The 14,771-nt window shown below is 39.0% G+C and carries 13 protein-coding genes; 4 read left to right on the forward strand and 9 right to left on the reverse strand.

Annotated elements, in window-relative coordinates; all coding sequences use genetic code 11:
* Window positions 1-16 precede the first annotated feature (16 nt).
* The 3 genes from J2S17_RS14185 to J2S17_RS14195 all read right to left on the reverse strand — a co-directional run bounded on the left by J2S17_RS14185 (window position 17) and on the right by J2S17_RS14195 (window position 4,330).
* Complete coding sequence (locus J2S17_RS14185) at window positions 17-373, reverse strand: CotD family spore coat protein (protein ID WP_307475913.1); 357 nt, start codon at window positions 371-373, stop codon at window positions 17-19.
* A gap of 419 nt (window positions 374-792) precedes the next feature.
* On the reverse strand, window positions 793-2,055 hold the full coding sequence (locus J2S17_RS14190; protein ID WP_307475915.1) for a DUF6340 family protein: 1,263 nt from the start codon (window positions 2,053-2,055) through the stop codon (window positions 793-795).
* Window positions 2,045-4,330, reverse strand: a complete 2,286-nt coding sequence (locus J2S17_RS14195) for a DEAD/DEAH box helicase (protein WP_307475917.1) — start codon at window positions 4,328-4,330, stop codon at window positions 2,045-2,047. Before J2S17_RS14195 ends, J2S17_RS14190 begins: the two co-directional genes overlap by 11 nt.
* A 184-nt stretch (window positions 4,331-4,514) precedes the next feature.
* On the opposite strand from J2S17_RS14195, the gene J2S17_RS14200 reads away from it, so the two are divergent.
* The gene (locus J2S17_RS14200; RefSeq protein ID WP_307475919.1) at window positions 4,515-4,973 is read left to right on the forward strand and encodes an Hsp20/alpha crystallin family protein; all 459 of its coding nucleotides are present in this window, start codon (window positions 4,515-4,517) and stop codon (window positions 4,971-4,973) included.
* Window positions 4,974-5,056: 83 nt separating this feature from the next.
* Here the strand turns inward: J2S17_RS14200 and J2S17_RS14205 are convergent, their stop codons facing one another.
* The 3 genes from J2S17_RS14205 to J2S17_RS14215 all read right to left on the reverse strand — a co-directional run bounded on the left by J2S17_RS14205 (window position 5,057) and on the right by J2S17_RS14215 (window position 9,281).
* Complete coding sequence (locus tag J2S17_RS14205; protein ID WP_307475921.1) at window positions 5,057-7,423, reverse strand: ABC transporter permease subunit; 2,367 nt, start codon at window positions 7,421-7,423, stop codon at window positions 5,057-5,059.
* Window positions 7,416-8,279: an ABC transporter permease subunit gene (locus J2S17_RS14210; RefSeq protein ID WP_307475923.1), complete on the reverse strand. Its 864-nt coding sequence runs from the start codon at window positions 8,277-8,279 to the stop codon at window positions 7,416-7,418. Before J2S17_RS14210 ends, J2S17_RS14205 begins: the two co-directional genes overlap by 8 nt.
* Window positions 8,280-8,672: 393 nt before the next feature.
* Window positions 8,673-9,281 (reverse strand): YppG family protein, encoded by a 609-nt coding sequence (locus J2S17_RS14215; RefSeq protein WP_307475925.1) that lies wholly within the window; start codon window positions 9,279-9,281, stop codon window positions 8,673-8,675.
* 282 nt (window positions 9,282-9,563) lie between these two features.
* Here J2S17_RS14215 and J2S17_RS14220 point away from each other — a divergent pair, with 282 nt between their 5' ends.
* Window positions 9,564-9,773 (forward strand): YppF family protein, encoded by a 210-nt coding sequence (locus J2S17_RS14220; protein ID WP_307475927.1) that lies wholly within the window; start codon window positions 9,564-9,566, stop codon window positions 9,771-9,773.
* A gap of 74 nt (window positions 9,774-9,847) precedes the next feature.
* Here the strand turns inward: J2S17_RS14220 and J2S17_RS14225 are convergent, their stop codons facing one another.
* Window positions 9,848-10,216, reverse strand: coding sequence for a YppE family protein (locus J2S17_RS14225; protein WP_307475929.1), 369 nt, complete (start codon window positions 10,214-10,216; stop codon window positions 9,848-9,850).
* Window positions 10,217-10,315: 99 nt separating this feature from the next.
* A complete protein-coding gene (locus tag J2S17_RS14230; RefSeq protein ID WP_307475932.1) occupies window positions 10,316-10,570 on the reverse strand; it encodes a hypothetical protein in 255 nt (84 codons plus the stop codon).
* A gap of 346 nt (window positions 10,571-10,916) precedes the next feature.
* Here J2S17_RS14230 and recU point away from each other — a divergent pair, with 346 nt between their 5' ends.
* Window positions 10,917-11,531, forward strand: coding sequence for a Holliday junction resolvase RecU (gene recU, locus J2S17_RS14235; RefSeq protein ID WP_307475933.1), 615 nt, complete (start codon window positions 10,917-10,919; stop codon window positions 11,529-11,531).
* A 41-nt stretch (window positions 11,532-11,572) separates the two neighbouring features.
* On the forward strand, window positions 11,573-14,203 hold the full coding sequence (locus J2S17_RS14240; RefSeq protein WP_307475935.1) for a transglycosylase domain-containing protein: 2,631 nt from the start codon (window positions 11,573-11,575) through the stop codon (window positions 14,201-14,203).
* A gap of 150 nt (window positions 14,204-14,353) precedes the next feature.
* Here the strand turns inward: J2S17_RS14240 and J2S17_RS14245 are convergent, their stop codons facing one another.
* On the reverse strand, window positions 14,354-14,632 hold the full coding sequence (locus J2S17_RS14245) for an AbrB/MazE/SpoVT family DNA-binding domain-containing protein (RefSeq protein ID WP_307475937.1): 279 nt from the start codon (window positions 14,630-14,632) through the stop codon (window positions 14,354-14,356).
* Between the last annotated feature and the right edge of the window lie 139 nt (window positions 14,633-14,771).

The following is a 14,771-nucleotide window of genomic DNA, read 5'->3' on the forward strand; positions in this document are numbered from 1 at the left end:
TATTCATTATTCATTATTACCTTCCAAATCCTGGTCCACCAAAGCCTGGTCTTGGTCCAAAGCCCGGTCCACCGTAGCCCGGTCCACCAAAGCCTGGTCCGCCGAATCCCGGTCCGCCGTAGCCCGGTCCACCAAAGCCTGGTCCACCAAAGCCTCCTGGTCCTTCAGCAAATTGTTGATTCGTTACTTCTGTTGAACATGATTCTGTATGCGGGAAGAAATGCTCATGTTGGTAGTTGATATGATTTACATTTGTAGTATGACTAGGATGGATATGTGGTACGATGACATTTTCGCAAGTATGATTTACACAACATTTTGTAGGATGAACAATCGGCGGGCATACATGTGTTTTTGGTCCGCAATGACGCATAATAAAGATCCCCTTTCTCTAAGTTATTAGTTACATTAATAAACTATGGAGAAAGAGGGCGTCTTGTACTAATTAAAACACCTATATTAAAACCCATTTTTAAAAATCAAGATATCATTAATTGGCTGAGTAAGAATGTCTTCGAAGAAGTAGCCAATTTATAGAATCATGTTTAAGTGCATCTGCGCCTCTATTTTCTACGTTTTTAAGACTGGTTATTTGAATTGTTCTTGCTAAATAATAACCATTAAACTATAAAAACTGTCTTTCATTGTAGTCATAAGCACGGCAGTAAAAATAACGACGAAAAAAAACACATATAATATTGCTTTATACATATGAATCAGCCCCACTATTTTCAGTTCTTTATACCTCTTCCTTACATCAATTATTTTACAAGGTATTTAGTCTGTATACAACTAGGAAATAGTGGGTTTTTTAACCTGACTATCTATTTTTTTCAAAAGTCTGGCTCGTCTTTTATGAATACTTTCCAACAACAATGGATCCGTTACAGTTTCCTCCGCTGTCATTGTGTATGCTAACGCTTGATTTAAGTCTTTTTGACGGTGTTCATAAGCTTTTGCAAGTTCAATGCTTGCTTCGAGTCTCAGTTTCTCTTCCCCCTGCTTTGCAACGGACTTCCATAATGGAATCGCTTCATCCCAATTCTTCTGCTTTTTATATTCAAAAGCTAAGGCATGCTTAGCTTTTATTGCGTCTGTATGATCGCCGTGAGATAGATGAGTAAAGCTATGCTTAGCAGCTTCAGATTCTCCAAGTGCAGCATACCATCTTCCAGTCTCATATACTTCACGCGAGGTTTGATTAGCGTCTAGACCAAGGAGCTGAAATGATAAATGGGTATAAAGGCTAATCAATGACAGAATATCAATCTCATTATGTTTGAGAATCCCCAGCATTCCTTCTGGGTTTCTCGTTTCAACAAAATCAAAGTAAATCATCGGGGCTAAAAACCCAGGGATATCACCTTGCCTTTCAATACCTAGCACTTCTTTTTCCACAATAGAAAGCTTTGTCCGCTCAAGTTTATGCTTCCACATTCGCCGAGACGCATGATATAAATCAAAATGGCCAAATGGAGGAAGCTTCGGTAAATGTTCCCTTATTAGGGTATGACGTGTTTTCACCTGCGGCCAGTCAAACGCTTTGCCATTATAAGTAACCATTGTCGTATAATCGACACTTTCCAAAAAGCTTTTGTATAGAGGGATTTCACCACCGGGATTCGGCAGGATATGTTGCTTTAATTTCACCTTTGAATCCGTGATGCTCGCATAGCCAAGTAAAAAAATAGTATTGCCAGCCCCACCGCCTAATCCAGTTGTTTCTGTATCAAAAAAGAAGAGGTCTTGAGGAGTATTTCCTTTAGATGATAGCGGATGTTTTAAATCCGTTTCATTCCATGCCTCCACCGCTCTCTTTATTGCAGAGAAAGCATAATGTCCATGCATATCATCGAGGGAATATTCTTTTTCTCGTACTAAACAAAAGCTTTCATCCACATAATACGGCTTTACTCCCTCCTTCTCCCATATTTCCTGAAAGGGAAGCTCCCGTAGAGCCTCAGTCTCAGCCTTCGAATTTTCAGCAGGGATTGCTGCTTGAACCCCATGAACCATATGTGATTTTAGCCTGTTCAGTTTGTTTTTAATAGACATGCTGCTCACCTTTGTTTAATCCTGCTAAAATTTTTAGTACATCTCGTTTGGCAAAACCTGATGTAGTATCCGTGCCGATACAAGACGGACAGCCATTTTCACATTGACAACGGTTGATCATCGTCTTTGCTTCCTGCATAATTCTGTCTATGCCTTCATATACCTTCTCACTAAGTCCGACCCCACCTGGATACTTATCATAAAAGAAAATGGTCGGACGCTCATTGTGAACAGCTTTTACTTGAGGGATAACATGGACATCCGACGGATCACACATAACAAATAAAGGTACGATATGCTTTAACGCATGTGCCGTTCCAATCAGCCCTTGCTCTATTCGTTCCTGATTGAATTTCAGCTGATCCTCATTTAACGACAGCCATGCTGAACTTGTGTGCAGCTCTTCTTCTGGCAGTGTAATAGGACCTGAGCCGATATTCTCATGCGTCTCAAATTTAATCTTTTTAAAAATCGTTGCCATCGCCGTCACGCTCACATCGCCAAACCCGACTTCCCCAAGCATGCCGTGCTTTGATCTATCTTGTTCCAAAACCTTCAATTCAACCGCAAGATTTGCATCTGTATAGTAATCAACAGCTACCTCTCTTACGAACGCCTTTTTTTCTTCCCAATCAAGAAGTTCTACTTGGTACTGAATGCCTTGATGCAAATAAATCGCCTCATCATGCAGAAGGGTCATTGCTGAGAAACGATCCATTTCTCCAATCACCTTCACATTGGCTACATCCGATTGATCAATGATAACGACATTTTCCTGTGAAGCTGAGCGAAGACTGATGTTATGCGCGGGGAACGCATCATTCATCCAGTAATATTTAGGTCCGTTCTGGTGCAGCACTCTTTCTTCCGTTAAGTACTCGAGGATTTCCTCGGTTGCAAACGTCCCAAAAGGTTCACCCGCTGTAAAGGGCAGCTCATAGGCAGCGCACTTCATATGATCGATCAATATAATTAAATTATCTGGATTGATTCTTGCTGTTTCTGGATTCTTATTAAAGAAATAGTCAGGGTGCTGAATGATATATTGATCGAGCGGACTAGAGCTCGCCACCATAATAACCAATGATTCACTATGCCTCCTACCTGCTCTTCCTGCCTGCTGCCATGAGCTTGAGATGGTTCCTGGGTATCCAGTCATCATACATACCTGCAGCTGCCCGATATCAACGCCAAGCTCAAGTGCATTGGTGCTTACCACTCCATAAATTTCACCTGAGCGTAGTCCTTTTTCAATAGCACGCCTTTCAGTCGGCAAGTATCCCCCTCGATAGCCCCTTATCGCTTTTGGACCGAGCTTATGCTTTACTAGCTCTTGCAAATAAGTAAGAAGGATTTCCACTCTTACTCGGCTCTTTGCAAAGACAATCGTTTGAATTTTATTTTGGAGCATTTCAAGTGCTAAGCTTCTTACTTCCAAAGTAGCGCTTCTGCGAATGTTTAATGGCTTATTCACAATCGGCGGATTGTAAAACACAAAGTGCTTTCTTCCGCTTGGCGCACCGTTATTATCTATTAAACTCATTTTCTTTTCAGTCAATTTTTCCGCTAGTTCCAACGGGTTGGCTATGGTCGCAGATGTACAAATGAAAATCGGATCACTTCCATAGAAGCGACAGATTCTTCTCAATCGCCTTATGACATTAGCCACATGAGAGCCAAAAACGCCACGGTAAATATGCAATTCATCAATAACGACATATTTAAGATTCTCAAATAAAGATACCCACTTTGTATGATGTGGCAGGATAGCCGAATGCAGCATATCGGGATTTGTCATAACGACATGCCCAGCTCTTCTTACCTTTTGTCTTATATTAGCCGGAGTATCACCATCGTAGGTATAACTGTTTATATCCAGTCCAGATTCTTCAATTATTTCGTTTAATTCCGCCTTCTGATCCTGTGCCAAGGCCTTCGTTGGAAACATATATAAAGCTCTTGCGTTGTGATCATTTACAATCGTCTGTAAAACAGGCAGATTATAACAAAGCGTTTTTCCCGAGGCAGTTGGTGTAACGGCCACGATACTCTCGCCAGAGGAAGCATGCTCAAAAGCCGACTTCTGATGGGTATAAAGCTGTGAAATACCGCGAGTCTGCAACGCTTCCTTCAATGCTGGATGAAGGTTCCTTGGCATATCTGCAGTTTTTGCTTCCTTCTCTTCAATCGTATGCCAATGGACAACATTTTCTTTGAAACGCTCTGATTTTTTTATCTCAGTAATCATCTCTTGCAAATTTTTTCGTACTTTCAAAGTCTTCACCTCATTCTTCTATTCTAGCGAATAAACGTTCGTGAAAAAAGAGTTTTCAGCTTCTTTTTTTCAGGTTACATTTTCCAATTTCACCCGCATGCTAATTTCCATCAAATGAATGAACCTTAAACTTGTCACATGAATACAATAGTATGAAAATTCCTTGTATAGGAGGGAAGTCTTAATGAGTGAAAAAAGTAAAAATGAACCATTTGGAGATTTGATGAAATCAATGAATCAGTTTTTCCATGAGAAACCAGTTAAAAATATTCTCCAATCGATGGATGACTTCTTCAAAAATCCCTTTCCTAACTCCGCTTCTTTTCATGTGGAGCTAAAAGAAAAAGACGAGAATTATGTTATTACAGCAGAGCTTCCTGGTATAAACAGGGAGCAAATTCAACTAGATGTCATCAATAATTATGTTAAAATTACGGTTAAACAGTTAAATATTTTCACAACAGAAGATGAAAATCAACAAATCACAAAAAAACAGCAATCCTTTCAGCAATCCACAAGAACGGTGCCCTTGCCTCACCATATAAATGAAAAAAAAGTAAAGGCAACTTATGAAAATGGTCTATTAACCATTAAAGTGCCTAAGGAAAAAGGAAAAAGAATCTCACTTGATGGCAATGAATAATCATAGAGAACCTCGAGTTTACAATAGATACTCAATTATAGACGCTGCACTTTTAATAAGTGCATTAAAAAGCAAGCAGTATTCTATCTGCTTGCTTTCGTACTGAGCCAATTATTGAAAGATCCTCTCGGTACACTGAAATAGCTTGAAGTAAACTGAATATATTCCTTCGTGTCCACTTCACTGAATTGATATTGCTTATAGAAATCAGCTAAATATTTGCTGCTAACCTCATTCACTTCATATCCTTGCAAATGAAAATGTTCATTAACCATTTGATTGATTTGCAGTGCAGGCTGTCCGGATATAAACCCAATATCAATCAGTTCATCCAGCGGGACATTCGCACGCTGGCTACGCAAGCCTTCTATTTCAATTTTTTTCATCTGCGCTATAGGCACAGCAAAAGCCTGGGATTCTGATTGGTTTTCAGCAATCTTTAAGTAAAGCGAAGCAGCAAATGCTGACATCCCCTCACTGATCCACGCATGGTTGTATGGATCACTGGCAATTGCTGCTTTGAAGTATTGCTGCGCAATCATTTGAACGAGTTCATAATCGAATGCTTTGTCATCTTCCTTGTTTACAGCCATTGTGATTATTCCGGGATATGACTGCGTCGAAGGCTGATCTAGGATAATATCCAACTGCTTAAACGGATATTCTCCTACTTCCTCTTGGAAAAACTGCAGAGCACGATTGGCTAGCTGCCAAGTTCTCTCAAGATGATCTTCATCTCCACTACCTGAGAACAAACGCAGTCCAACACCTTCCCTAGCTTGCTTTTCAATCACTTCCATATCCTTCAACAACACGATGGAAAATTCTCTTACGTCCTTCATTTTTAAGTTCCCAGATGACTGCCCTGAAGCCGCATCCTTATCGGCTGAGGATGCGATTGAATAACCTTCCGGAAGTTGATAAGAAATGCCAAAATCAGAGAAATTCGTATAATGTGTATTGATTCCTTCAATTTCTTCGCCAATTTTCCACTCTCCAGCCTGATATACAGCCGCTTTAGGATACCATTCTGTTAATCTCAGAGTACCCCCTTCGGCTAACAATGTTTTTCCTTCTTCTGGTAGATTAAAAGAGTAGCTCATACTTATCTGGTGTTTCCCCTTGCTCTTCATTTCTTCAGGCAGTTTTATCTTTATTGTCTCTTCACTGACAACATAATCCACTTCTTTTTTATTGATTGTTATACGATCAATTTCTGCTCCAGAGATTCCTTTTAATTGATAAAGGACGATGGAGTCCCAATCATCATTTGATAAATTTTTAATTTCAAGGTCCCCAGAAGCTGTAAACGCTCCTGAGTTATTCATATCCAAAGAAAGATCATATGTTGCATGACTTTCCTGCTTCACACCTATATTTGATTCATTCGTGAAGTATACATAGCATCCTGCCGCAACAAAAGTAATTGAGAGTGCCAGAAATGCCAATTGATTGGGACTGAGCTGATAAAACTTCCCTGCATTATCGTATTGTTTTCTCTTCGGATACATCTTCGGTTCATGCCCTGTCTTAATCCACGGGGTCCGCTGATAATCAGATTGGAATTTGTTTTTCAATCCTGATGCAAGCATACTAAATGCAATCGTGGTGAATAGCAGAATGATCAAAGGGACGATAAGGATATGCGTATTCCCATACACATTGCCGCGTGCTTGTCCCACAAGCCCAGAAAGCTCCTTAGTCACTGATAAATAGATAAGCGGATCGTACCGCACAATGGTACCGCCGATAAAAATGTTTACAAGCGCCAGCTGTCCCATAATTGTGATGACATAGACTATCTCAAGTATGAACATAACGAGAAGGGATTCCTTCAATTGTGGGAAAATATGGTTCCATATCAATCTATTTCTCTTTGCGCCTAAGGTCTTTGCAGCTTCAATATATGCCAGTTGCTTGATTTCCCCCGTCTTTTGCCTGATAGAAGATACAATGCTTGGGATGCTTATCATTGATGCAATGATAATAAAAGAAGCGACGAGTGTATTTGGCTCTAAAAGAGTTGCATAATTGATCGGAGTTAAAAAGAAATAGAGTATTAAAAATAACGGTACATAGCTCCAGGCATTTTCAAAAGCAACAATGAAACTTGGCACCTTCCTCCATGTTCCGATATACATTCCGATAATTGTTCCGAAAAGCATCTTAATAATCGTTACAGCAACTGCTATGAAAACCGTATAACGGAGACCGTTTAATATCATCGATAAAAGATCATAGCCCCATTTGTCCGTTCCCAACGGATAGTCCAGTGATTCAAACGGTGTGAGAGGAGGAGCAACCACCTTCCCATCCTTATATTCAACTTCAAGTGTTGTCGTTAAAGAATGCGGTGCAAGCATAGGACCAAATATGCAAACAAATAATAAGATGGCCACAAAAAAAACACCTATATACAACGGGAAATTGATACGCAATAATTTATTCATGGATGAACCCTCGTTTAAATAGATAGAATAAGATCCTTACAGATACATAGACAATAAAAGAAATTAGCAGCATAGCAAAAAGGCCTACAGCCATTGCCTGCACCTCAAAGCTCTGAAAAATAAATTTTGTAATTCCCTGCACATTTAAAATATATTCAATAATAAATAGATTACCGATGGCCAAAGAAATCACCTTAACTAACTCAGCATGAATGAAGGGTTCAATATTTTTAAACACATGGTGAAAATTAATATAATTCAATTTCATGCCTTTTGCGACAGCGGTGCGAATATAATCTTCCCCACCTGTCTGATAATATTTCACCGATATCAATTTAAACATATACAAAGCCGGAGCCATGCCAATTAACATCGTTGGAAACCATGTATTCATCGCACCAGCATCAGGCCGGAGAGAAATGATGCGAATGCCTGTCCATTTATAGAATTTTATAGCAAATAACATCGCAAAAACGATTAAGATGAAATCTGGAATCGCTGATAAAATATTCATGACAAAATTGAAGACTTTTGTCATTCGAAACCGGCTGATAAAAATACCAAAAATCAAACTTAAGATCAGCCCTGCATTCACACCTACTATCATAATTGTCAATGAGGTCATGAAGTTATCACCTATATCATCAGCAATCGGCCTTTCTTGGTAGCCAACCTGATAGGTTCCCAGACTACCTTGACTTAATTGGATAATGAAGTTACCAATCGCTTCGGGTACATATTGAAATGTCCACTCAATCGAATTTTCTTCTGGATTAATAGTAATCATAATTGGTAAAGCAGCAAGAAATATGATAAGAAAGAATATTATGACCATTTGCTGCACAAAACGCGCCATTCGAGATCCTCCTAAACTAAAAATATAGCGACGTGTCGATCAGCTCCGACAGGAATGGGAGTCCATCCTTCAACCTTTAGGGAAAATGGTCTAAGGAAACCTGGAGGCAAATATCATCGCTAGATAAATCTGACTATTGCTCATGTTCTTTATTTTTCCACTTCATGAGAATATTTGTCAATCATATTTTTTATCTTATCGATTTAAAGCAGCCAGATGGTTTAGCTTGTATTCATTTGATTTCTCTTATAAACAAAGGATTTTTTGAAGGAAAGTTAATACTAATGAGGTTTCTTCAAAATAAAAAGGCCTCAACTGGCCTTAATCAATAATAATGTAAATTAGATATCTACATAATAATAAGTAGCAACTTTTCAGTGACAACTTCTATGACTATACTTTAAAGAATCCGCCGACACCCTTTACCATTGAAGACATTTGATTGACTGCATTCATCATTTGCCCTGCAGTATCCATCATCTTATTAAAGTCGAGTGAACCATCTTGAGATTTAAAAGAATTCATGATGGACTGGACTCCACTAGGCTGCTTGGCAACAAATGACTGCTTTGGATATGGATTCATGTAAGGATAGGAACTTTGTGACTGAGGATTCTTAGAAACAGTTTCCTCTTCAGGAGCTAACGGATTTTGAAACACATTTTGTGTGTTAGCTGAATATTGGCCAGTAGTATGGTTCATCTCATATCCTTGGTATGTCGGTTGAGCGCCTGGGTATCCCTGCTGTGGTAAAGAGCTGTATGGCATCTGGCCCCCTCCTTGTAAAGGATAGCTCCCTTGATAAGCTTGCATCTCCATGTATGGCATTAATGGCGCTTGTGGATTCCAATTGTTTTGGGTACCAGCATAGTTCATATACGGTTGCTGCCTCATTTGCTGAAAGTTGGACATATTCATATTATTAGGCGCATAAATATTACCATAACTCCAATTAGCCGGCGTTTGATTGTTACTTGCTCTTTGCCTTTTACGGCTAAACATGGGCAAACATCCTCCTTACTATTCATCAATACAATTTATGTTGGCAACGCCCATAAGGTGAATACTAAGGAATATATCCCCGCTTTTGTCTAACTGTGTTGATTTTTGTCGGAAGTTTAAATTTTATAAAAATAATGAATGCTATTGATTCATGATACGATAAATACAAGCTTTTCGTTTTTTTCCTATTTTTATAGCAAAATTTCATATCAGAATCAACTCAGTCGGCAGGTTACTTTGCTATAAAAAGAGATTTATCTACTTTGAGGAGGCAGATTCACAATGAATGTTCACGAACTTAAAAAGAAGTTTCAACAATTACGGGATTATACTCCTGAACATGTCAACGAGTTACTAGACTTTTCAAAAAAGGCTTATATTCACAATGAAATTTCCATTCTGGATTATCGCAATCTTGTTCGTGACCTGGAAGCACTAGGGGCTGTAATTCCTGAGAGCTTTAGAGACGGATCCCTCATTAGTTCGAATTAGGAGAAAAGCAAATACACATCGGAATATCCATCAGCAACTGGTTTTCGCTAATGATGGAACAAAAAAAGGAGACCTCATTGAGGCTCCTTTTTTTGTTCCATCGAACTGAGCAATACATTCAGTATATATTTCGCAGAATTTAATTGATTAATAAATCTTGTTTTGCTGGTTTCTGGGAAAAATGCTTGAACGGATAAAGTCTCAATCTGCTCAAAAGCCGATACGATTTGCTGAGAGTGAAGATTTTTTGGATGGTGACAGTTCACCCACTCTGTCGCTAGAATCAGCCATTTGTCATTATCTTCCTTAACCTTATCAGCAAAGGGCTTTACCTCAGAATAAAAGTCACCTTTCTCTCCGCTTTCGCGACCTTGTGCATATCTGTTCTCAATATCATCTATATATATCAGCATCTGTCTCGTTAACTCGATTAAATGATCCATATTCATCATCTCCAAAAATAAAAAGCAGCTAAAGTTTAGCTACTAATCTCATGCCTCTATTCTATCTTAAAATCTCTATGTCGTAAACTCGGCGTGATCTTAGTAGCCGAGTTTAAGCTCCGCAGTATGCCGTTTAAGTTGCTCGCACTTTACCATCTCTTTGCCTGCTGGCAACTCATCTAACGCTGCTATTTTTTCATTGCAAGCCGTCATCCTATCTGCTTGCTGTTCATGCCAATCCTCACGTATATTTGATAGATTTTCTTCAAGCACCATCTCCAACTCTTCTAATTGAGAGTAAATATCCTTAAGCATGAGTAGCAGTTCATCTTTTTCAACCATCTTAGGCTTCATAATCGTCATGCCTCCTTTGATATAAATGTCATGCTATCTTTCTTTGATAGTAATTGTATTCGCCTCCCCTTTTTCTAATCCTTTGCACATGACAAAACTAGAAGGGATTCGGCAAAGAAAGAAGGAATTTTCAAACTGCTTCCCTGTTTCGACAATCCCAGTACGTTTTTTTATAAAAACAGTGTCATATCTCTATAATTGAATAATAAATTGATATATATGAAACATTATGCCCGCCTAATACGTCAAATAAAGATGAGAAGTCCCTCACACGTCTAGTGCTTTTTATTCACCCAATTCCTGTTTACATTTGGTATGATAGGAGATAGCTTGTGAGGTGAAATTAATGGAATTTCATTACCCTAACGGCAGGAAATACAGCCCTGTGAAAAATGAGGAAAAAACAGAAAAAAAACAGAAAAAATGGTCGTACGGCAAACGCGGTATGACTCTGGAGGACGATATTAACGAAACGAATCAATTCTATTTGGAACGCGGAATTGCCGCAATCCATAAAAAACCCACACCTGTGCAAATAGTTCAAGTTGATTATCCAAGAAGGAGTGCCGCTGTCATCAAAGAGGCGTATTTTAAACAGGCTTCTACAACTGATTATAATGGTGTATATAAAGGTAAATATATTGATTTTGAAGCGAAGGAAACACAAAATGAGTCTTCATTCCCTTTCAAAAACTTCCATAGACATCAAATTCAGCATATGGAAACCATCTTAAAACAAAAGGGCATCTGTTTTGTCTTGCTGCGTTTCTCAACAGCAGAAGAAATATATTTACTAGACGCAAAGGATTTACTCCTTTTTTGGGAAAGAATGGAGACAGGCGGTCGTAAATCTATGACCAAAGCCGAAATCTCTGAAAGAGGCCATCTAATCTCGCTTGGCTTTCAGCCGAGAATTGACTATATTAAAATAATAGATTATGTTTATAACCTTAATGAATGATTATTTTCATGTAAGGTTTTTGAAAGAAAGGAAGGACCTATATGGCAGAACAATATAAATCAAGGGAGGAACGCCGCAAGCAATCCTCCAAGCCGAAGAAGAAGAAGTCCAGCAAAGGCATCTTCAAGCGCATCTTTTTAATACTAATCGGACTTGGAATTGTCGGTATGCTTGCTGGTGCAGCAACCTTCGCATTTATGGTAAAGGACGCCCCTAATCTTGACCCGGCGTTATTAAAAGATCCCATTCCATCTGAAATACTTGATATTGAAGGGGAGGTCGTCACCAAGGTAGGTGCTGGGAAGCTCGATTATGTGGATTATGAGAATATACCAGACCTCGTAGAGAACGCATTTCTCGCAACAGAAGATGTGCGTTTCTATGAACATAATGGAATGGATTTAATTCGTTTAGGCGGCGCAGTCATTGCAAACGTTACAAGAGGCTTCGGTTCTGAGGGTGCAAGTACCATTACCCAGCAGGTCGTGAAGAACTCATTCTTGAATAATGAAAAAACAATCAGCAGGAAAGCACAGGAAGCATGGCTTTCGTTCCAGCTTGAAAGAAAATATACAAAGCAAGAAATCTTTGAAATGTATGTAAACAAAATTTTCATGTCAGAAAATAGCCACGGCGTACTGACAGCTTCACAAATTTATTACAACAAGAATCTGGATGAGCTTGAGCTGCATGAGGCTGCACTATTAGCTGGAATGCCGCAAAGCCCAAATAACTATAACCCTTTTACTCATCCTGAGAATGCGGAAAAACGCAGAAATATTGTATTATCATTAATGAACCAGCATGGTTTTATTTCTGAGGATGAAATGAAGAATGCACAAGCACAATCTGTCACCGACGGTCTAGTGCCTGAAGAAAATCGCGTAGTAGATGATTCTCCATTAGACTCCTTTGTGGATGTAGTAATCGATGAGGTAGAAGAGAAATACCCTGACTTGGACATCTTCTCCGATGGGTTGAAAATTCATACAACCCTTGATAAAGATGCACAAGAACATATTACAACCTTGCTTAATAGCGACGATGTCATTCAATATCCAGATGAAGAATTTCAGGCAGGTATTACATTGCTTGATTCAAAAACTGGAGAGATTCGAGCAATTGGCGGAGGACGTAATCAGGAAGTGAAGCGTGGGTTTAACTATGCGACGGACTTGAGAAGACAAGCAGGTTCAACCTTTAAACCGATTGCTGCATACGGTCCAGTTATTGACAATTCACAATGGGGTACTTATCATACGTTAGTGGATGAACCACACACATATACTGGCGGTACTGCTATTAATAACTGGGATAATAGCTATAAAGGGTCAATGACAATGCGTCAGGCACTGGCTCAATCAAGAAATATACCGGCCCTAAAAGCCCTTCAAGAAGTAGGTACTGAAAAAGCCCTGGAATTTACAAATAGACTTGGATTTAACTTCAAAGATGATGAATTTTTCGAATCCGCTTCACTAGGTGCAATAGGAGTATCCCCTATTCAAATGGCAGGCGCCTATAGCGCATTCGCTAATGAAGGCTTTTACACTGAACCACATTCCGTTAAAGAAATTGAAATGCGTGATGGTACAAAGGTAAACTTACAGCCTGAAACAGAAGCAGTTATGAACGATTATACTGCATTTATGATTAGCGACATGTTGAAAACAGCAATCTCAAACGGTACTGGAACTATGGCTAATGTATCTGGATTACCAATAGCAGGTAAAACTGGAACGACTAACTATTCACAAGAAGACAAGGCGAAATACTCCGTACCAGACGGAGCAGTACCAGATGCCTGGTTTGCAGGATATACGACCAACTATACTGCAGCCATTTGGACTGGATATGAAAATAGACAAAATTATATAAAATCAAATAACTATGATCAAAAAATATCTCAATTGCTCTTTAAAAATATTATGGAACACGTCTCTCAAGGAGAGGATACAGCAGATTTCGAAATGCCAAACACAGTTGAGAAAGTGGCGATTGAACGAGGCAGCAACAAGCTGGCAAGTGAATTTACGCCAAGCGATCAAATTATTTATGAATATGCCGTGAAAGGCAATGCACCTAGTCAAGTTTCAGAGAAATATGATAAGCTCGATGCTCCTTCAGGCTTGAATGCAAGCTATGACGAAGAAGCAAACGAAATTTCTCTTTCATGGGATTATGGCGACGGCGATGGTGTTCAATTTGTTGTAACAGCCGCGATTAATGGCGGTAATGAACAAGAGATCTCGACGACTTCAGATAAAGGCTTGAAAGTAGCAAATCCTGAAGCCGGCGCTACGTATAGCTTTAAAGTCAAGGCGGTAAGAGAGGACATGACAAGCGACTCTGCCTCTGCAAGCGTAACAATACCAAGTCCTGAAGAAGAAGAAGAGGAATTACCACCTGAGGAAAACGAAGAAAATCCTGAGGATGACAACCAAGATGACCAAGACGGCGATGAAAATGGCGGTAATGGTAATGGCAACGGTAATGGCAACGGTAATGGTAATGGCAACGGTAATGGCAATGGTAATGGTAATGGTAATGGTAATGGTAATGGTAATGGCAATGGCAACGGTAATGGCAACGACGGTCCGCCAGATGGTGAGGGAAATGGCGATGAAGACGACCCAAATGCCGATGGTCAAAACAATGAGGATGGATCATAATCAAGATTATAGTAACAAAGGCTAAGAAAATACTAAATGAAAAATCGTTTGCTCTTAACAGAGCAAACGATTTTTTCATACAAAAAAACACCCTATTTTGAATGAATCAAAATAAGATGTTTGAATAACCTACTCATGCTCATCTATTAATCAAATTTTACTAGCCGCTTCAATATCCTCTATTAATTGTTTCGCTGCTTCTTTGCTTAATATGATTTTTCCATCTGCTAATGTAAGGTTATCTGGTAGAATTTCGCCAGTAATCATACATGACTTATACGATTCGTACTTCTTGAGAATGATCTTATTTTCTTCAACAAAAATTTCCAATGGATCGCCTTCTGCAATTTCCTGCGTTCTGCGCAGTTCTTTTGGAATAACGATTCTGCCTAATTCATCTACTTTACGAACAATACCTGTACTTTTCATGTGTGTCCACCTCATGTTTTCTTATTAAAATGTTATTTTTTACAATTTCTTCCCATTCGGAAATCTTTAGTAATTCAAAACAGATTATCTACTAATTTTAAAAAGTTTGCAACATAATTATTTTTTAAAAAATAGGAAA

Source organism: Cytobacillus purgationiresistens (assembly GCF_030813235.1).
Taxonomy (GTDB): Bacteria; Bacillota; Bacilli; order Bacillales; family Cytobacillaceae; genus Cytobacillus; species Cytobacillus purgationiresistens.

Bases quoted from the DNA above. Each gene is read 5' to 3' on its own strand.
- J2S17_RS14230 (WP_307475932.1), bottom strand. From the start codon at position 10,570: ATGAAGCCTAAGATGGTTGAAAAAGATGAACTGCTACTCATGCTTAAG.
- J2S17_RS14185 (WP_307475913.1), bottom strand. From the start codon at position 373: ATGCGTCATTGCGGACCAAAAACACATGTATGCCCGCCGATTGTTCAT.
- J2S17_RS14225 (WP_307475929.1), bottom strand. From the start codon at position 10,216: ATGGATCATTTAATCGAGTTAACGAGACAGATGCTGATATATATAGAT.
- J2S17_RS14245 (WP_307475937.1), bottom strand. From the start codon at position 14,632: ATGAAAAGTACAGGTATTGTTCGTAAAGTAGATGAATTAGGCAGAATC.
- J2S17_RS14190 (WP_307475915.1), bottom strand. From the start codon at position 2,055: ATGTCTATTAAAAACAAACTGAACAGGCTAAAATCACATATGGTTCAT.
- recU (WP_307475933.1), top strand. From the start codon at position 10,917: ATGGAATTTCATTACCCTAACGGCAGGAAATACAGCCCTGTGAAAAAT.
- J2S17_RS14220 (WP_307475927.1), top strand. From the start codon at position 9,564: ATGAATGTTCACGAACTTAAAAAGAAGTTTCAACAATTACGGGATTAT.
- J2S17_RS14215 (WP_307475925.1), bottom strand. From the start codon at position 9,281: ATGTTTAGCCGTAAAAGGCAAAGAGCAAGTAACAATCAAACGCCGGCT.
- J2S17_RS14205 (WP_307475921.1), bottom strand. From the start codon at position 7,423: ATGAATAAATTATTGCGTATCAATTTCCCGTTGTATATAGGTGTTTTT.
- J2S17_RS14210 (WP_307475923.1), bottom strand. From the start codon at position 8,279: ATGGCGCGTTTTGTGCAGCAAATGGTCATAATATTCTTTCTTATCATA.
- J2S17_RS14240 (WP_307475935.1), top strand. From the start codon at position 11,573: ATGGCAGAACAATATAAATCAAGGGAGGAACGCCGCAAGCAATCCTCC.
- J2S17_RS14200 (WP_307475919.1), top strand. From the start codon at position 4,515: ATGAGTGAAAAAAGTAAAAATGAACCATTTGGAGATTTGATGAAATCA.